The sequence below is a fragment of the Pseudomonas aegrilactucae genome, assembly GCF_019168305.1.
Taxonomy (GTDB): domain Bacteria; phylum Pseudomonadota; class Gammaproteobacteria; order Pseudomonadales; family Pseudomonadaceae; genus Aquipseudomonas; species Aquipseudomonas aegrilactucae.
Genome location: NZ_JAHTBI010000041.1, coordinates 14,798 through 32,778, shown reverse-complemented (window position 1 = coordinate 32,778; position 17,981 = coordinate 14,798). Strand labels below are relative to the sequence as shown.

At 64.3% G+C, this 17,981-nt stretch carries 19 protein-coding genes; 11 read left to right on the top strand and 8 right to left on the bottom strand.

All coding sequences use genetic code 11. The annotated features are described in order from the left end of the window. Positions 1-209 precede the first annotated feature (209 nt). From ssuE to KUO17_RS12410, 6 genes are all read left to right on the top strand, one after another. On the top strand, positions 210-803 hold the full coding sequence (ssuE, locus tag KUO17_RS12435; protein ID WP_217975863.1) for an NADPH-dependent FMN reductase: 594 nt from the start codon (positions 210-212) through the stop codon (positions 801-803). Positions 804-899: 96 nt separating this feature from the next. Next, the gene (locus tag KUO17_RS12430; RefSeq protein ID WP_217975862.1) at positions 900-1,865 is read left to right on the top strand and encodes a sulfonate ABC transporter substrate-binding protein; all 966 of its coding nucleotides are present in this window, start codon (positions 900-902) and stop codon (positions 1,863-1,865) included. A gap of 59 nt (positions 1,866-1,924) precedes the next feature. Beyond that, positions 1,925-3,073, top strand: coding sequence for an FMNH2-dependent alkanesulfonate monooxygenase (ssuD, locus tag KUO17_RS12425; protein WP_217975861.1), 1,149 nt, complete (start codon positions 1,925-1,927; stop codon positions 3,071-3,073). A gap of 10 nt (positions 3,074-3,083) precedes the next feature. Then, on the top strand, positions 3,084-3,878 hold the full coding sequence (ssuC, locus tag KUO17_RS12420; protein WP_217975860.1) for an aliphatic sulfonate ABC transporter permease SsuC: 795 nt from the start codon (positions 3,084-3,086) through the stop codon (positions 3,876-3,878). After that, positions 3,875-4,687, top strand: coding sequence for an aliphatic sulfonates ABC transporter ATP-binding protein (ssuB, locus tag KUO17_RS12415; RefSeq protein WP_163940159.1), 813 nt, complete (start codon positions 3,875-3,877; stop codon positions 4,685-4,687). Before ssuC ends, ssuB begins: the two co-directional genes overlap by 4 nt. 28 nt (positions 4,688-4,715) lie before the next feature. Further along, positions 4,716-4,931, top strand: coding sequence for a TOBE domain-containing protein (locus tag KUO17_RS12410; protein ID WP_009400132.1), 216 nt, complete (start codon positions 4,716-4,718; stop codon positions 4,929-4,931). A gap of 90 nt (positions 4,932-5,021) precedes the next feature. Here KUO17_RS12410 and KUO17_RS12405 read toward each other — a convergent pair whose 3' ends face one another. The 4 genes from KUO17_RS12405 to KUO17_RS12390 all read right to left on the bottom strand — a co-directional run bounded on the left by KUO17_RS12405 (position 5,022) and on the right by KUO17_RS12390 (position 10,088). Further along, the gene (locus KUO17_RS12405) at positions 5,022-5,648 is read right to left on the bottom strand and encodes a TetR/AcrR family transcriptional regulator (protein ID WP_217975859.1); all 627 of its coding nucleotides are present in this window, start codon (positions 5,646-5,648) and stop codon (positions 5,022-5,024) included. A gap of 1 nt (position 5,649) precedes the next feature. Then, positions 5,650-7,236: a glutamate--cysteine ligase gene (gshA, locus tag KUO17_RS12400; RefSeq protein WP_217975858.1), complete on the bottom strand. Its 1,587-nt coding sequence runs from the start codon at positions 7,234-7,236 to the stop codon at positions 5,650-5,652. A gap of 153 nt (positions 7,237-7,389) precedes the next feature. After that, positions 7,390-7,773, bottom strand: coding sequence for a PaaI family thioesterase (locus KUO17_RS12395; RefSeq protein WP_217975857.1), 384 nt, complete (start codon positions 7,771-7,773; stop codon positions 7,390-7,392). Next, entirely contained in the window at positions 7,773-10,088 is a 2,316-nt protein-coding gene (locus KUO17_RS12390) for a Tex family protein (RefSeq protein WP_217975856.1), read from the bottom strand. The genes KUO17_RS12395 and KUO17_RS12390 overlap by 1 nt, the downstream gene beginning before the upstream one ends. Before the next feature lie 242 nt (positions 10,089-10,330). Here KUO17_RS12390 and ompR point away from each other — a divergent pair, with 242 nt between their 5' ends. Both ompR and KUO17_RS12380 read left to right on the top strand, forming a co-directional pair. Further along, positions 10,331-11,071, top strand: a complete 741-nt coding sequence (gene ompR / locus KUO17_RS12385; RefSeq protein WP_163940167.1) for an osmolarity response regulator transcription factor OmpR — start codon at positions 10,331-10,333, stop codon at positions 11,069-11,071. 123 nt (positions 11,072-11,194) lie between these two features. Continuing rightward, positions 11,195-12,508, top strand: a complete 1,314-nt coding sequence (locus tag KUO17_RS12380; RefSeq protein ID WP_217975855.1) for an ATP-binding protein — start codon at positions 11,195-11,197, stop codon at positions 12,506-12,508. Between the two features lie 14 nt (positions 12,509-12,522). On the opposite strand, the gene rimK is transcribed toward KUO17_RS12380, so the two are convergent. Next, a complete protein-coding gene (gene rimK / locus KUO17_RS12375; RefSeq protein ID WP_163940171.1) occupies positions 12,523-13,428 on the bottom strand; it encodes a 30S ribosomal protein S6--L-glutamate ligase in 906 nt (301 codons plus the stop codon). Next, positions 13,425-13,907, bottom strand: a complete 483-nt coding sequence (gene rimB, locus KUO17_RS12370) for a retropepsin-like aspartic endopeptidase RimB (RefSeq protein WP_217975854.1) — start codon at positions 13,905-13,907, stop codon at positions 13,425-13,427. The genes rimK and rimB overlap by 4 nt, the downstream gene beginning before the upstream one ends. Positions 13,908-14,016: 109 nt before the next feature. Between rimB and KUO17_RS12365 the strand changes: the two genes are divergently transcribed. From KUO17_RS12365 to KUO17_RS12355, 3 genes are all read left to right on the top strand, one after another. Then, complete coding sequence (locus KUO17_RS12365; protein ID WP_217975853.1) at positions 14,017-14,418, top strand: RNA-binding S4 domain-containing protein; 402 nt, start codon at positions 14,017-14,019, stop codon at positions 14,416-14,418. 48 nt (positions 14,419-14,466) lie between these two features. Beyond that, a complete protein-coding gene (gene hslO, locus KUO17_RS12360; protein WP_217975852.1) occupies positions 14,467-15,369 on the top strand; it encodes an Hsp33 family molecular chaperone HslO in 903 nt (300 codons plus the stop codon). Positions 15,370-15,548: 179 nt separating this feature from the next. Continuing rightward, a complete protein-coding gene (locus KUO17_RS12355) occupies positions 15,549-17,090 on the top strand; it encodes a phosphoenolpyruvate carboxykinase (protein WP_217975851.1) in 1,542 nt (513 codons plus the stop codon). A 109-nt stretch (positions 17,091-17,199) separates the two neighbouring features. Here the strand turns inward: KUO17_RS12355 and KUO17_RS12350 are convergent, their stop codons facing one another. Both KUO17_RS12350 and KUO17_RS12345 read right to left on the bottom strand, forming a co-directional pair. Further along, positions 17,200-17,478, bottom strand: coding sequence for a type II toxin-antitoxin system RelE/ParE family toxin (locus KUO17_RS12350; protein WP_217975850.1), 279 nt, complete (start codon positions 17,476-17,478; stop codon positions 17,200-17,202). Beyond that, complete coding sequence (locus tag KUO17_RS12345) at positions 17,478-17,921, bottom strand: hypothetical protein (RefSeq protein ID WP_217975849.1); 444 nt, start codon at positions 17,919-17,921, stop codon at positions 17,478-17,480. Before KUO17_RS12345 ends, KUO17_RS12350 begins: the two co-directional genes overlap by 1 nt. Between the last annotated feature and the right edge of the window lie 60 nt (positions 17,922-17,981).

Here is a 17,981-nt window from a genome sequence, read left to right as displayed (position 1 = left end):
CGCGGGCAAGCCAGCTCCCACAGGGATCCGTGAATGGCACGCATCCTTGTGGGAGCTGGCTTGCCAGCGAAGCTCTTCATAGACAATAAAAGAATAAACAAATGAAAAAATATGATTTATCGGCATATGTATCTAGCTGTTAAGGTCACTCCACTCCAGCGAGACACGAACTCGCGGCCCCTCTAGATCACGATCAAGGAAGTGCTCCAATGCTGGTTGTTTCTCTCGGCGGTAGTCCCAGTCTGCGTTCACGTTCCGGCGTGCTGCTCGACCGTGCCAAGCACTGGCTGCACCACCAGGGCGTGGAAGTGGTGACGTTCCAGGTGCGCGATTTCCCTGCCGAAGACCTGCTGCATGCACGCTTCGACAGCCCCAAGGTGCAGCACTTCCTGCAGATGGTGGCCCAGGCCGACGGCCTGGTGGTGGCGACCCCGGTGTACAAGGCGTCGTTTGCCGGTGCGCTGAAGACCCTGCTCGACCTGCTGCCCGAGCGCGCCCTGGAACACAAGGTGGTACTGCCCATCGCCACCGGCGGCAGCATCGCCCACATGCTCGCGGTGGACTACGCGCTCAAGCCGGTGCTGTCGGCACTCAAGGCACAAGAGACCCTGCAAGGGATCTTCGCCGACGACAGCCAGATCGCCTACGGCGAAGGCAGCGCAGCGGCCCAACTGGCCCCGGCGCTGGAACAGCGCCTGAACGAATCGCTGGAACAGTTTTACAGCGCCCTGGCGCGCCGACCCAAACCGGTTGCCCCCGGCCTGCTCAATGAACGCCTGATCAGTGCTCGCTGGAGCATCTGACCCGCATCACCGGCTTTACCGTCTTACCCCACCTTACTCGCCCGCCAACGGGCAAGCAGGTGCAGCCTGAACCCCCACAGCAAAAAGGAGAGCGCTATGCGCACTGTCGTTTTGCGTCGCGGTCTGGTCGCTCTGTTTGCTGCGGCTGTGTCCTTCGGCGCCATCACTCAAGCCCAGGCTGAAAGCCTGCGCATCGGTTACCAGAAATACGGCACGCTGGTGCTGCTCAAGGCCAAGGGCTCGCTGGAAAAGCGCCTGGCCGCCCAGGGCGTACAGGTGCAATGGACCGAGTTCCCCGGCGGCCCGCAGCTGCTCGAGGGCCTCAACGTCGGCTCGATCGACTTCGGCGTGACCGGCGAAACTCCGCCGGTGTTTGCCCAGGCTGCCGGCGCCGACCTTCTCTACGTCGCCTATGAGCCACCGGCGCCGACCAGCGAAGCGATCCTGGTGCCCAAGGGCTCGCCGATCCAGTCGGTAAAAGAACTCAAAGGCAAGAAAGTGGCCCTGAACAAAGGCTCCAACGTGCACTACCTGCTGGTACGCGCGCTGGAAGACGCCGGCCTCAAATACACCGACATCACCCCGGTGTTCCTGCCGCCGGCCGATGCCCGCGCCGCATTCGAGCGTGGCAGCGTCGACGCCTGGGTCATCTGGGACCCGTACCAGGCTGCCGCCGAGCAGCAGTTGCAGGCACGCACCCTGCGTGACGGCAAGGGCATCGTCGACAACCACCAGTTCTACCTGGCCACCAAGCCCTACGCACAACAGCACCCCGACGTGATCAGTGCACTGGTCGAGGAAGTGCGCGCGGTGGGCGAGTGGTCGCAGGCCAACCCGCAGGAGGTCACCGACCAGGTTGCGCCGCTGCTGGGCTTGCCCGCCGACATCACCCTGACCTCGGTAAAACGCCAAGGCTACGGCGCGCACTTCCTGACCCCGGAAGTGGTCGCCGCGCAGCAGAAGATCGCCGACACCTTCCACACCCTGAAGCTGATTCCCAAGCCGTTGAGCATCAAGGATGTGATCTGGACGCCACCGGCCAAGGTCGCTACCGCGCCTTGACGATTTGCCCGCGCCGGGGCGCCGCCCCGGTTTTGCGCCACCCTTAGGAGACAACTCCGATGAGCCTGAACGTTTTCTGGTTTCTTCCGACCCATGGCGACGGCCATTACCTTGGCACCGCCGAGGGCGCCCGCGCCGTCGACCACGGCTACCTGCAGCAGATCGCCCAGGCAGCCGACCGCCTCGGTTTTGGTGGCGTGCTGATCCCCACCGGGCGCTCCTGCGAAGACTCCTGGCTGGTGGCCGCCTCACTGATCCCGGTGACCCAGCGCCTGAAGTTCCTGGTGGCGCTGCGCCCGGGGATCATCTCGCCGACCGTGGCGGCCCGTCAGGCCGCTACCCTGGACCGCCTGTCCAACGGCCGTGCGCTGTTCAACCTGGTGACCGGTGGCGACCCCGAGGAGCTGTCCGGTGACGGCCTGTTCCTCAGCCACGAAGAGCGCTACCAGGCCTCGGTGGAATTCACCCGCATCTGGCGCCGCGTGCTGGAAGGCGAAACCGTCGATTACGATGGCCAGCACATCCAGGTCAAGGGCGCCAAGCTGCTCTACCCGCCCGTGCAGCAACCGCGTCCGCCGCTGTACTTCGGCGGCTCGTCGGAGGCCGCGCAAGATCTGGCCGCCGAACAGGTCGAGCTGTACCTGACCTGGGGCGAGCCGCCGTCGGCGGTGGCCGAGAAGATCGAGCAGGTGCGTGCCAAGGCGGCCAGGCAGGGCCGTACCGTACGCTTCGGCATCCGCCTGCATGTGATCGTGCGTGAAACCAACGCCGACGCCTGGCAGGCTGCCGAACGCCTGATCTCGCACCTGGACGACGACACCATTGCGCGTGCCCAGGCCTCGCTGGCGCGTTTCGATTCGGTCGGCCAGCAACGCATGGCTGCGCTGCACGGCGGCAACCGCGACAACCTGGAAGTCAGCCCCAACCTGTGGGCGGGCGTAGGCCTGGTGCGGGGTGGTGCCGGCACGGCACTGGTCGGCGATGGCCCGACTGTTGCCGCACGGGTCAAGGAATACGCGGACCTGGGCATCGATACCTTCATCTTCTCGGGTTACCCCCACCTGGAAGAGTCATACCGGGTGGCCGAGTTGCTGTTCCCGCACCTGGATATCCAGCGCCCTGAAGTACCGAGCGGCGCCAACTACGTCAGCCCGTTCGGCGAAATGGTCGCCAACGACATCCTGCCCAACGCTGCGGCCAAGGCGTGAGGACCGAACCATGAGCCGATCCTCCATCCCCTTGTCGCAACGCCTGGCGCCGTGGGCCCTGCCGGTGCTGCTGTTGGCCGTGTGGCAGCTGGCGGTAAGCGCCGGCTGGCTGTCCACGCGCATCCTGCCGGCTCCGAGCGCGGTGTTCAGCGCCGGTGTCGAACTGGTGCGCAGCGGCGAAATCTGGACCCACCTGGCCATCAGCGGCTGGCGCGCCGCCGTCGGCTTCGTCATCGGCGGCAGCATCGGCCTGGCACTGGGCTTTATCACCGGCCTGTCGAAATGGGGCGAACGCCTGCTCGACAGTTCGGTGCAGATGATCCGCAACGTGCCGCACCTGGCGCTGATCCCGCTGGTGATCCTGTGGTTCGGCATCGACGAGTCGGCGAAGATTTTCCTGGTGGCACTGGGCACCCTGTTCCCGATCTACCTCAACACCTATCACGGCATCCGCAACGTCGACCCGGCGCTGGTGGAGATGGCGCGCAGCTACGGGCTGAGCGGCTTTGCGCTGTTTCGCCAGGTGATCCTGCCGGGCGCACTGCCCTCGATCCTGGTGGGGGTGCGCTTCGCCCTGGGCTTCATGTGGCTGACGCTGATCGTGGCCGAGACGATTTCGGCCAACGCCGGTATCGGTTACCTGGCGATGAACGCCCGGGAGTTCCTGCAGACCGACGTGGTGGTACTGGCCATCGTGCTGTACGCCGTGCTCGGCAAACTCGCCGACCTCGCTGCGCGCGGCCTTGAACGGGTGTGGCTGCGCTGGCACCCGGCTTATCAGGTAGTCAAAGGAGACGGCGTATGACCGTACTCAAGGAACAACCGCCACGGCTGCTGCGCGGAATCCCGCTGGCCGTGCACACGCTGCAAAAGACCTTTGGCCAACGTCAGGTGCTGCGCGATATCGACCTGCACATCCCGGCGGGCCAGTTCGTCGCCATCGTCGGCCGTAGCGGCTGCGGCAAGAGCACCTTGCTGCGCCTGCTGGCCGGCCTCGACCAGCCCAGCGGCGGTGAGCTGCGGGCCGGTTCCGCGGCGCTGAGCGATGCCCGCGAAGACACCCGCCTGATGTTCCAGGAGGCGCGTCTGCTGCCCTGGAAGAAGGTCATCGACAACGTCGGCCTGGGGCTCACCGGCAACTGGCGCGAGCGTGCCTTGCAGGCGCTGGAAGCGGTCGGCCTGGCCGACCGTGCCAATGAATGGCCGGCGGCGTTGTCCGGTGGCCAGAAGCAGCGTGTGGCCCTGGCCCGTGCGCTGATTCACCAGCCACGCCTGCTGCTGCTGGACGAGCCGTTGGGGGCACTGGATGCGCTGACACGCATCGAGATGCAGCAACTGATCGAGAACCTGTGGCGCAAGCATGGCTTCACCGTGTTGCTGGTGACCCATGACGTGAGCGAAGCGGTGGCGGTGGCCGATCGGGTGATCCTGATCGAAGACGGCGAGATCGGCCTGGACCTGCTGGTCGACCTGCCGCGCCCGCGTGCCCGTGGCTCACACCGCCTGGCGGCGCTGGAAACCGAAGTATTGAACCGCGTCCTGTCGGTACCGGGCACGCCGCCCGAGCCCGAACCTGTAGCCCCTTTGCCTACGCAATTGCGTTGGGCCCATTGATCTTTCGCCTCTACAAGGAAACCTGCACATGACCATCAAAGCGATCAACGTACGCAACCAGTTCAAAGGCACCGTGAAAGAAATCCTGGAAGGCCCTGTATTGTCGGAAATCGACGTGCAGACCGCTTCGGGGATCGTCACCTCGGTGATCACCACCCGTTCGGTCAAGGAGCTGGAACTGACCATCGGCAGTGAGGTGATTGCCTTCGTGAAGTCGACCGAAGTGTCGATCGCCAAGCTCTGAGACCGCTGGCAAGCCGGCTCCCACAGGGTAATCACCGTTCTTCAGAGCAGTGGGGTGCCTGTGGGAGCTGGCTTGCCAGCGAAAGGGCCGTCAGCGTTCAGGCAGGAAGGGCGGCAGGTACAGCCCCAGATACGCATCGAACACCCGCATCCCTTCCTCCGCCATGCGCGGCGTGATCTGCCCGTGCAACTGCACCGAACGGGCATACACCCGATCGCCCAGTTCCATTGCCAGGGCAAACACATCCACATCCTCCGGCAGCACCGGCAGCTGGAAATGCTCGGCAAACAGCTTGTGCATCAGGTCGCCCAGCTCGATATCGTGCTGACGGTCTGCCTGGGTCACCTCGCTCAGCCCGTGCTGCGCCAGGATCAGCTGGCGCGCCGCCGCATCCTGGTGGTAGATGCTCAGCATGCGCTGCTCCACCAGCCGCGACAGGTCGCGCCACTGCGCCAGGCTGCCCGGCTCGATGGGCGCCTGGAGGCAGGCGCGAAACGCACAGTGCACATCTGCCGTGAGGGCTTCGAGCAGCGCCGGCACGCTGGCAAAGAAGTGATACACCGAGGACGGCGGAATCTGCGCGCGCTCGGCCACGCTGTAGATCGACAGGCTGGCCACGCCCTCGCTGGCCAGCAGTTCGCGGGCCGCCTGCAGGATCGAGTCGATCCGTGCCTGGCTGGCCGCGCGCGGCTTGCGTGCTGTGGCGGTGCGCGTCATGTCAGTTGCTGATCGCCAGGATGCTGGCCTGGTAAGCGCCGACGAACAGGTCGAAGTCGACCTTGTCCTCTTCACGCTCAAGCGTGGCCTGCGCCTCCAGCGACTCGCGCGCCAGGGTTTCGAAACGCTGCTGCACCTCGCTGCTCAGCGCCTGGCCACGGAAAAACGCGGCATGTGCCTGGCTCTGGCGCAGCGAGAAGCGGCTGAAGCTCTCCTTGTGCTCGGTCATGCTCGCCAGCACCTGCGCCGATGGCGTCAGTGACGGGTCGCCGACCTTGGCCGCCTGCGCCGCCAGGGCCTTGGCATGCTCATCGCTGCCGTGGCTGCGGTCGAGCAGCTCGGCCAGCGGTGCAATGCGCTGCAGCAACTCGTCAGCCCACTGCTTGAGGGGCACGGGTTGACCGTCCCGCTGCAGCTCAAGGCCCGGCCGACGGCCTTGCTTGACCACGCTGAGGAAGTTGCTGGTGCACTGCCCGCATTCGCCGTTGCCCAGCAGCGGGCTGTCTTGCAGTGCACAGAACAGCAGGAAGGCGTCGAGAAAGCGTGCCTCGGTCAGGTCGATGCCGGTCGGCAGGAACGGGTTGATGTCCAGGCAGCGCACTTCGATGTACTGGATGCCGCGCGCCATCAGCGCCTGGATCGGCCGCTCGCCGCTGTAGGTCACGCGCTTGGGGCGGATGTTGGAGTAGTACTCGTTTTCGATCTGCAGGATGTTGGTGTTCAGCTGCACCCACTCGCCATCCTTGTGCGTACCGACCTCGACATACGGCGCGTACGGTGTGGCCACCGCCTTGCGCAGGCTGTCGGTGTAGCTGGCAAGGTCGTTGTAGCAGGGCGTAAGGCCCGCCTGGGCGTTGCTCTGGTAACCCAGGTCGCTCATGCGCAGGCTGGTGGCGTAGGGCAGGTACAGGGTGTCGGCGTCGAACTGTTCGAGCTGGTGTGCACGGCCGCGCAGGAAGCCGGCGTCCAGGGCCGGCGAGGCGCCGAACAGGTACATCAGCAGCCAGCTGTAGCGGCGGAAATTGCGGATCAGCGCGATATACGCCGACGACTGGTAGTCACGGTCGTCGCCCGCCTGGCCTTCGGCCTGGCGCAGCAGCGGCCAGAGGTGTTCCGGCAGCGAGAAATTGTAGTGGATGCCGGCGATGCATTGCATGGTGCGCCCGTAGCGCAGGGCCAGGCCCTTGCGGTACACGTACTTGAGCTGGCCGATGTTGGAGCTGCCGTACCAGGCGATCGGAATGTCTTCCTCGGCCGGCAGCGGGCAGGGCATCGACGGGCTCCACAGGTACTCGGTGCCCAGCTTGGTGTAGACGAAGCGGTGGATGCGCTCGAGGTTTTCCAGGGTCTGCGCAGGGTCGGGCAGGGCCGGGGTGATGAACTCCAGCAGCGACTCGGAATAGTCGGTGGTGATCTGCTCATGGGTCAGCGCCGCGCCCAGGGCTTCGGGATGCGGGGTCTGGGCCAGACGACCGTCTTCGGTCACGCGCAGGCATTCACGCTCGATGCCGTGCAGGCACTGCTTGAGCAGGGAGAGGTTGTCGCCCTGGCCGAGCAGGCTCAGGCGGCGGTTGAGAAGTTCGCTCAAGATGGATTCCTTCACGCGTCAGTCGCCCCAATATGGGGGTGGAAATGACGGTCTACAAGGGTGGACAGAGGAACTGGCGTGGTCGCCTGGTTTTCGCAGGGTTCCGGCAGCGCCCGCGCACTGCCGAAAGTACCGCATATTGGGCATTTGCGGCTAGAGCGTGGCGAAGGTGCCCTGGGCCCTGGCCATCAGTTTGTCGCCCTGGAGCACATCGGCCTCGACCACCAGTATGCGCCGCCCGGCCTGCAGCACCCGGGCCACGCACAGCACCTCGCCGTCACTGACCGGGCGCAGGTAGTTGATCTTGCATTCCACTGTCACGCTCTGCTGGTCGAACCCATGGGCGCTGGAGCAGGCCAGGCCCATGGCGATGTCGACCAGGCTGAAGATCGCCCCGCCGTGCAGCTTGCCGCCGCGGTTGCGCAGGTGCGGCTCAAGTGCCAGGGCCACCTCGGCAACGCCCTGGTCGAGGCGTTGCAGGCGGCAGCCGAGCAATTGGCTGAATGCGCTCTGGACGAGGTCTTCAGGTACGGCCATCACTTTTTCTTCAGTTGCTTGGCGTTGGCGAACAGCGACGCCATGGCGTTGTTGGCCGGGGCCGGGGTTTCCTTGACGCGCGCCGCTTGCTGCTGGCGCGGCGCCGAGCCCGGACGGCTGCCACGGGCACCGTCGATCTTCTCGCCCGGGGTGTCGCCCATGCGCATCGACAGGCCGACGCGTTTGCGCGGGATGTCGATCTCCATCACCTTGACCTTGACCACGTCACCGGCCTTGACCGCTTCGCGCGGGTCCTTGATGAACTTCTCCGACAGCGCCGAGATGTGCACCAGGCCGTCCTGGTGCACGCCGATGTCGACGAAGGCCCCGAAATTGGTGACGTTGGTCACCACGCCTTCGAGCACCATGCCCAGTTGCAGGTCCTTCAGGTCTTCGACGCCTTCCTGGAACTCGGCGGTCTTGAACTCGGGGCGCGGGTCGCGGCCGGGCTTGTCCAGCTCTTGCAGGATGTCGGTGACGGTCGGCAGGCCGAAGGTCTCGTCGGTGAACTTCTTCGGGTCCAGGCGCTTGAGGAAGCCGCTGTCGCCGATCAGCGAGCGGATGTCGCGGTCGGTGTCGGCGGCAATGCGCTGCACCAGCGGGTAGGCCTCAGGGTGAACCGCCGAGGCGTCCAGCGGGTTGTCGCCGTTCATCACGCGCAGGAAGCCTGCGGCCTGTTCGAAGGTCTTTTCGCCCAGGCGGCTGACCTTCTTCAACGCCGCACGGGTCTTGAACGCGCCGTTGGCGTCACGGTGCGTGACGATGTTCTGCGCCAGGGTGCTGTTGAGGCCCGAGATGCGCGCCAGCAGCGCTACCGAAGCGGTGTTGACGTCGACGCCCACGGCGTTCACGCAGTCCTCCACCACCGCGTCCAGACCGCGCGCCAGTTTGAGCTGCGACACGTCATGCTGGTACTGGCCGACACCGATGGACTTGGGGTCGATCTTGACCAGTTCGGCCAGCGGGTCCTGCAGGCGACGGGCGATGGACACGGCGCCACGGATCGACACGTCCAGGTCCGGGAACTCCTTGGCCGCCAGCTCCGAGGCCGAGTACACCGAGGCGCCGGCTTCGGAGACCATGATCTTGGTCATTTTCAGGGCTGGGTATTTCTTGATCAGCTCGGCGGCCAGCTTGTCGGTCTCGCGGCTGGCGGTGCCGTTGCCGATGGCGATCAGCTCGACCTTGTGCCTGGCGCACAGCGCCGCCAGCACGGCGATGGTCTGGTCCCACTGGTTCTTCGGCACGTGCGGGTACACGGTGGCGGTGTCCAGCAGCTTGCCGGTGGCATCCACCACGGCCACCTTGCAGCCGGTACGCAGGCCCGGGTCCAGGCCCAGGGTGGTGCGCGGGCCGGCCGGGGCGGCCAGCAGCAGGTCGTGCAGGTTGTGCGCGAAGACGTTGATCGCCTCGCCTTCGGCGTTGTCGCGCAGCTCGCCGAACAGGTCGGTTTCCAGGTGGGTGTAGAGCTTGACCTTCCAGGTCCAGCGCACCACTTCGCCCAGCCATTTGTCGGCGGCGCGGTTCTGGTTTTTCACGCCGAAATGCTCGCCGATCATCATTTCGCACGGGTGCAGGGTGCCGGGCAGCTCTTCGCCGACCTTCAGGCTGGCCGACAGCACGCCTTCGTTACGCCCGCGGAAAATCGCCAGGGCACGGTGCGAGGGCGCGCTCTTGAGCGGTTCGTCGTGTTCGAAGTAGTCGCGAAACTTCGCCCCTTCCTCTTCCTTGCCGGCCACCAGGCGTGCACTGAGCACCGATTCCTGCTTGAGGAAGTTGCGCAGCTTGGCCAGCAGGCTGGCGTCTTCGGCAAAGCGCTCCATGAGGATGTACTTGGCGCCTTCGAGCGCTGCCTTGACGTCGGCCACGCCTTTTTCGGCGTCGACGAAGCGCGCCGCTTCGGTCTCCGGGCTCAGTTGCGGGTCGTTGAACAGGCCGTCGGCCAGCTCGCCCAGGCCGGCTTCCAGGGCGATCTGGCCCTTGGTGCGGCGCTTCTGCTTGTACGGCAGGTAGAGGTCTTCGAGGCGCGTCTTGGTGTCGGCCAGCTTGATCTCGCGGGCCAGCTCCGGGGTCAGCTTGCCTTGCTCCTCGATGCTGGCCAGGATGCTGGCGCGGCGGTCGTCGAGTTCGCGCAGGTAGCGCAGGCGCTCTTCGAGGTTGCGCAGTTGGGTGTCGTCCAGGCTGCCGGTCACTTCTTTACGGTAACGGGCGATAAAAGGCACCGTGGAGCCTTCATCAAGTAGAGCCACGGCCGCTTCGACCTGTTGCGGGCGTACACCGAGTTCCTCGGCGATGCGGCTGTTGATGCTGTCCATAAAACCACCTGACAATTCGTGAATGCAAAGGCCGCAGGCCGGCGCCGCTGGGCGCGCTCGAGCAGGGCGACGCTGGATGAAAGCGGCGCATTATACCCAGCGATCCGGGCTTGCGGTGATGGCGGCGCGCCAGCCTGTCGGGGCATGCCGCTGGCGCACCGGGAAAAATCTGCTAACAATGCACACGGCACGGACCATTGGCGGCTAAGCCATAATGCCCGCCGTGATTAAAGGAGCTACCCATGAGCAGCACTGCACAACCCGCCGAAGGCGAGAAAATCCTCATCGTCGATGACGACCCGGGCCTGAGCAGCCTGCTGGAGCGTTTCTTCACCAGCAAGGGCTATCGTGCCCGTGCCGTACCCAATACCGAACAGATGGACCGCCTGCTGGCGCGTGAAGTGTTCAACCTGATCGTGCTCGACCTGATGCTGCCCGGCGAAGACGGCCTGACCGCCTGCAAACGCCTGCGTGCCGCGAAAAACCAGGTGCCGATCATCATGCTCACCGCCAAGGGCGACGAGCTCAGCCGCATCAAGGGCCTGGAACTGGGCGCCGACGACTACCTGGCCAAGCCGTTCAACCCCGACGAGCTGATGGCGCGGGTCAAGGCCGTGCTGCGCCGCCAGGCGCCGATCGTGCCGGGCGCACCGGGCAGCGAAGACGAAACCGTCACCTTTGGCGATTACGCCCTGTCGCTGGCCACCCGCGAACTCAAGCGTGGCGATGAAGTGCACATGCTCACCACCGGCGAGTTCGCGGTGCTCAAGGCGCTGGTCATGCATGCGCGCGAGCCGCTGACCCGCGACAAGCTGATGAACCTGGCCCGTGGCCGCGAGTGGGACGCGCTGGAGCGTTCCATCGACGTGCAGATTTCGCGCCTGCGCCGCATGATCGAGCCCGATCCTTCCAAGCCGCGCTACATCCAGACCGTCTGGGGCGTGGGCTATGTATTCGTGCCGGATGGCAATGCCGGCAAGTGACGTCCTGTGCAGTCACAGGTCGGTAATGGCAGGGCGCCTTCGGGGTGCCCTGTTTTTGCCTGTGTCTGCATCCGCAACGCCTGCGAGCCGCGCTCGTTTCTGCCTAGTGTGTAGCCCTCGCCCATGAAAACGCCCCTGTGGTTCCCCCAAAGTTTTTTCGCCCGCACCCTCTGGCTGGTGCTGGCCGTGGTGCTGTTCTCCAAGGCGCTGACCCTGGTGTACCTGCTGATGAACGAGGACGTGCTGGTCGACCGCCAGTACAGCCACGGCGTGGCCCTGACCCTGCGCGCCTACTGGGCAGCCGACGAGCAGAACCGCGAGAAGATCGCCGAAGCCGCCGGCTTGAAGCGGGTGGTCGGTGAGGGCGTGCCAGAGGGCGAGCAGCACTGGCCCTACAGCGAGATCTACCAGCGTCAGATGCAGGCCGAACTGGGTGAGGACACCGAGGTGCGTTTGCGCATCCATGCACCGCCTGCGCTGTGGGTGCAGGCCCCGAGCCTGGGCGATGGCTGGCTGAAGGTGCCACTGTACCCGCACCCGTTGCGTGGCCAGAAGATCTGGAACGTGCTGGGCTGGTTCCTCGCCATCGGTCTGTTGTCCACGGCCTCGGCCTGGATCTTCGTGCGCCAGCTCAACCAGCCGCTCAAGCGCCTGGTGTTCGCTGCCCGCCAGTTGGGGCAGGGGCGCAGCGTACGCTTGCCGGTCAGCGATACACCGAGCGAAATGACCGAGGTGTACCGCGCCTTCAACCAGATGGCCGAAGACGTCGAGCAGGCCGGACGCGAGCGAGAACTGATGCTGGCGGGTGTATCGCATGACCTGCGCACGCCGCTGACGCGCCTGCGCCTGTCACTGTCGCTGCTGGCCAACGAAAGCGACCTGACCGACGACATGGTGCGTGATATCGAGGACATGGACGCGATCCTCGATCAGTTCCTCGCGTTTATCCGGGATGGCCGTGACGAGCCGGTGGAGGAGGTCGACCTCAGCGACCTGGTGCGCGAAGTGGTAGCGCCGTTCAACCAGCCCGAGGAGCAGGTGCGCCTGTGCCTGGAGCCGATTCCACCGTTCCCGCTGCGGCGCGTGTCGGTCAAGCGGCTGCTCAACAACCTGATCGGCAATGCCCTGCACCATGCCGGCAAGGGCGTGGAGGTGGCGGCCTACGTGTCGGGTGACAGCAATGCGCCTTACGTGGTGCTGAGCGTGCTCGACCGCGGCGCCGGTATCGACCCGGGCGAACTGGAGGCGATCTTCAACCCGTTCATTCGCGGCGACCGTGCGCGCAGTGGCAAGGGCACCGGCCTGGGGCTGGCGATCGTCAAGCGCATTGCCGCCCAGCATGGCGGCAATGTCGAGCTGCGCAACCGCTCCGGTGGCGGCATCGAGGCGCGGGTGCGCTTGCCGCTGGGCCTGCTGCTGCCACGCGACGCGGTCTAGGGCAAACCCAGGCTTTAGCCCTTGCCCTTGGTGCGGGTCAGGTTGGGCCCGCCATTTTTCTCCAGGTGTTCGATGATCATCCCGGCAACGTCCTTGCCGGTGGTGACCTCGATGCCTTCAAGGCCCGGTGAGGAGTTCACCTCCATCACCAGCGGGCCATGGTTGGAGCGCAGAATGTCGACCCCGGCCACGCTCAGGCCCATGACCTTGGCCGCGCGGATGGCCGTCATGCGCTCTTCGGGGGTGACCTTGATCAGGCTGGCGGTGCCGCCGCGGTGCAGGTTGGAGCGGAACTCGCCGGGCTTGGCCTGGCGCTTCATCGAGGCGATCACCTTGTCGCCGACCACGAAGCAGCGGATGTCGGCGCCACCGGCTTCCTTGATGTACTCCTGCACCATGATGTTCTGCTTGAGGCCCATGAACGCCTCGATCACCGACTCGGCCGCCTTGGTGGTCTCGCACAGCACCACGCCGATGCCTTGTGTGCCTTCGAGCACCTTGATCACCAGCGGCGCGCCGTTGACCATCTGGATCAGGTCGGGAATATCGTCGGGGGAGTGCGCAAAGCCGGTCACCGGCAGGCCGATGCCGCGGCGCGACAGCAACTGCAGCGAGCGCAGCTTGTCGCGCGAGCGGGCGATGGCCACCGATTCGTTGAGCGGGAACACGCCCATCATCTCGAACTGGCGCAGCACGGCGCAGCCATAGAAGGTCACCGACGCGCCGATGCGCGGGATCACCGCATCGAAGCCTTCCAGTGGCCGGCCGCGGTAGTGGATCTGCGGCTTGTGGCTGGCGATGTTCATGTAGGCGCGCAGGGTATCGATCACAACCATTTCATGGCCTCGTTGCGTACCGGCTTCGACCAGACGACGAGTGGAATACAGACGCGGGTTTCGCGACAGCACAGCGATCTTCATGCAACACCTGTGGAGGGGGTAATGGTGGCCGGGAATGCCGGCTTGTCCTGAACATATTTGAGGCCCGGGTTGACCACCAACTGGCCGTGTACCAGAGCCTTTGAACCGAGTAGCAAGCGATAGCGCATGGCCTTGCGGCAGGCCAGGGTGAATTCCACCTCCCACACCCGGTCACCCAGCGCCAGGGGCGTGCGGATCACGTAGCGGGTCTGGGCATGGCCATTGGAGCTCTTGATGGTCTTCATCGTCACCAGCGGCGCTTCACAGCGCCGGTGGCGCAGTTGTACCACCGAACCCAGGTGAGCGTTGAAACGCACCCAGGTTTCGCCGTCGCGCTCGAAGGTTTCCACTTCGGTGGCGTGCAGGCTGGAGGTGCTGGCACCGGTGTCGATCTTGGCGCGCAGGCCGGCCACGCCAAGGTCGGGCAGGGCTACCCACTCGCGCAGGCCGATCACGCTCAAATGGTCAAATGTCTTCAAAATGCACAACCTGCGAATAAGTCGGTCAACTGTAAGCACGCTGCGTACTTTTTGCATCCGCCAGTTACGGTAGTACAGTTCCATGAAAGAAATGGAACGGGGAAATGCTATGGCACAAAAGCCGGAAGAGGACGACAAGGTTCGCCTGGACAAATGGTTGTGGGCGGCACGCTTCTACAAGACCCGCGCCCTGGCCAAGGCCGCCATCGAGAGTGGCAAGGTGCACTGCCGTGGCGAGCGCTGCAAGCCGGGCAAGGAGCCACGCGTGGGCGACGAGTTCGTCTTGCGCACCGGCTTCGAGGAGCGCACCGTGGTGGTCAAGGCACTGTCCGTGGTGCGCCGCGGCGCCCCCGAAGCCCAGGCGCTGTATGAAGAAACCGCGCAGAGCCTCGCCCGTCGCGAACAGGCGGCGGCGCTGCGCAAGGCCGGCGCCCTGGGCGTGAGCACCGACGGTCGGCCGACCAAAAAACAGCGGCGCCAACTGCACCAGTTGCACGACAGCGCGGGTTAAGCCCTAAAATACGCACTTGTTCCGCCACCCTTTCAGAAAGCCAAAGCCATGCATGATTTGCCGGATACCGACTTCACCCAACGCTTCATTTTCGACGAGCGCGATGTGCGCGGCGAGCTGGTTTCGCTGGAGCGCAGCTATGCCGAAGTGCTGGCCAAGCATCCCTACCCGCAGCCGGTGGCGCAACTGCTCGGCGAGCTGATGGCGGCGGCTTCGCTGCTGGTGGGCACGATGAAATTCGACGGGCTGCTGATCTTGCAGGCACGTTCCGAAGGGCCGATCCCGTTGCTGATGATCGAGTGTTCCAGCGAGCGCGAAATCCGTGGCCTGGCGCGCTACGATGCCGAGCAGGTCGAGGCGGGCGCGAGCCTGGCCGACCTGATGCCCGATGGCCAGCTGGCGCTGACCATCGATCCGGCGCGTGGCCAGCGCTACCAGGGCTTCGTGGACCTGGATGGCAAGGACCTGTCGGAGTGTTTCACCAACTATTTCGTGATGTCCCAGCAGGTCGGCACGCGCTTCTGGCTCAATGCCGACAGCCAGCGCGCCCGCGGGCTGCTGCTCCAGCAACTGCCGGCCGACCGTCAGAAGGACGATGACGAGCGCACCGAGAGCTGGCAGCACGTCACCGCGCTGGCGAGCACGCTGAAGGCTGAAGAGCTGCTGGGCCTGGACAACGAGACCGTCCTGCACCGTCTCTACCACGAAGAGGCGCTGCGCCTGTTCGATAGCCAGTCGCTGCGCTTCCATTGCAGCTGTTCGCGCGAGCGTTCGGCCAATGCGCTGGTCAGCCTGGGCCTGGAGGACGCGCAGCAGCTGTTGCTCGAGCACGGCGGCAAGGTCGAGATCGATTGCCAGTTCTGCAATGAACGCTACCTGTTCGATGGCACCGATATCACGCATTTGTTCGCCGGAGGCGGCGTTGAGTCGCCGTCAGATACTCGTCACTGAAACGTTTCAGTTCAGGTAAATCTCCTGTCGAATGCCGGAAACTCGCCGTTCTGACAGGAGGGCTCTACTTTTTTTGGGCGTTTCTGGCATAATCCGGCCACTTTTTTCGCTGTAGTAGTTTTCAAAGCTCTACTACAAAACGTTTGGAGCACTCGGCCGCAGGCCGGATGGGGAATCTCATGACGCAAGCCAAAAACACCGTGTACACCGACCTGAGCGTCGATGAGCTGGTAAAAGAAGCGCTGAACCGCGGTGAAGGCGAGCTGGCCGATACTGGCGCGCTGGTCGTGAAAACCGGTCACCGTACCGGTCGTTCGCCGGTTGACCGTTTCATCGTCGACGAGCCGTCCACCTCGGCTGCAATTGCCTGGGGCCCGATCAACCGCAAGTTCCCGGCCGACAAGTTCGATGCCCTGTGGGACCGCGTCGAGGCGTTCAACAACGCCCAAGAGCATTTCGTTTCCCACGTCCACGTAGGGGCGGCCGCCGAGCACTACCTGCCGGTACGCATGACCACCCAGACTGCCTGGCAGAACCTGTTCGGCCGTTGCCTGTTCATCAACCCGCAGCAGTACAACGCTGCCGGCCGTGATGAGTGGCAGGTGCTCAACGTTGCCAACTTCGAGTGCGTGCCAGAGCGTGACGGCACCAACTCCGACGGTTGCGTGATTCTCAACTTCGCCCAGAAAAAAGTCCTGATCGCCGGCATGCGTTACGCCGGCGAGATGAAGAAGGCGATGTTCTCGGTGCAGAACTTCCTGCTGCCGGCCGCCGACGTGCTGCCGATGCACTGCGCGGCCAACATTGGCGAAGCGGGCGACGTGACCCTGTTCTTCGGCCTGTCGGGCACTGGCAAGACCACCCTGTCGGCCGATGAAAGCCGTTACCTGATCGGTGACGACGAGCACGGCTGGGGCGAGGGCGTGGTGTTCAACATCGAAGGCGGTTGCTATGCCAAGTGCATCGACCTGTCCGAGAAGAACGAGCCGGTCATCTGGAAAGCCATCAAGCACGGCGCGGTGCTGGAAAACGTCGTGATCGACGACGCCAAGCATGCCGACTATGCCGATGTCAGCCTGACCCAGAACAGCCGTGCAGCCTACCCGCTGGAGCACGTTGCCAAGCGTTCCGCCGAGAACCTGGGCGGCGAGCCGAACGCGGTCATCTTCCTGACCTGCGACCTGACCGGCGTACTGCCGCCTGTGTCGATCCTCAGCGAAGAGCAGGCGGCCTACCACTTCCTGTCGGGTTACACCGCACTGGTGGGTTCGACCGAAATGGGTTCGGGCAGCGGCATCAAGTCGACTTTCTCCACCTGCTTCGGTGCGCCGTTCTTCCCGCGTCCGGCTGGCGAGTACGCCGAACTGCTGATCAAGCGTATTCGTGGTTTCGGTTCGAAGGTGTACCTGGTCAACACCGGCTGGACCGGCGGTGGCTACGGTGTCGGCAAGCGCTTCAACATCCCGACCACCCGTGCGGTGATCGCGGCGATCCAGAGCGGCGCGCTGGTCGGTGCTGAAACCGAGCACCTGGACATCATCAACCTGGACGTACCGAAGCTGGTACCGGGCGTTGAAACCGTTCTGCTCAACCCGCGCAACACCTGGGCTGACAGCGCGGCGTACGATGAAGCAGCCAAGGGCCTGGCCTCGCTGTTCATCGAAAACTTCAAGAAGTTTGAAGTTTCCGACGCCATCAAGGCTGCCGGCCCACAACGCTGAGTTGTTGCCCGCCCGCTGAGAAAAAGCCGCCCGAATGGGCGGCTTTTTCGTTTGGGGGGTGAGGCAGTTTTGATCCCGACGTCAAAACGGCTCTATTCTTGTTGTGCAGTCAGGCGCAGGGCCATTGCTGGCGTGAGTGCAGGATTCGCACTATTTCCACTTGCTCGCCATGAACGCGGTAAACCATCACGTAGTTTGGCTTCACCACCAGCTCCCGCGTACCGGTGATCCGGCCCGATCTGTACAACTGCGGCCTTTGTCGGGCTCTTTCGGCGCACGTTTCAAATAGCTCGTCGAGGTGTATTGCCGCCATTGGGTTGTCGATTGCGATCCGCTGCATGATGTGTTCGCGGTCCTTGAGTGACAAGGCACGCCACATCAGACGCATCAATGAGACCTTTTTCGCAGCGCATCACGGCGTTCTGCAAACAGCCTTCTGGCCTCATCATCCTCCACCAACGGTGCGGTGTCGTTCAGGCTGGCCTCGACCTGTTGCGCGAACCAGGTTTCATAGGCGGCCGCCTGGTGCGCCATTTTCAGCGCCTGTGTCCGATCAGGGCGGCCATAGGTGCTGACCTGCTGTGAGTCAAAGCCTGAGGCATCCACCTCGAAATGATCAATGCCGAGGTCTTGCAGATAGCTCACCACCGTTTCCAGCTTCTTGAACAACCTGACACTGCCGCTACGTTGCGCCATCAGCAGATGCTCATGGTTTTCGCTGCTGATCTGTACCGACCAGCCACCTGCTTGGCCAACGATGTGGGTAGCCTGGACAAGCCCGCTTCGAATCAGATTGCCAAGTTCAAGGTGTTCGATGCTGTGAGTAGGCATGGGTGCGCGCCGTCGTTTCATGTAAGCCACCAATGCTATGCAATCTATAGTTGATTGCAA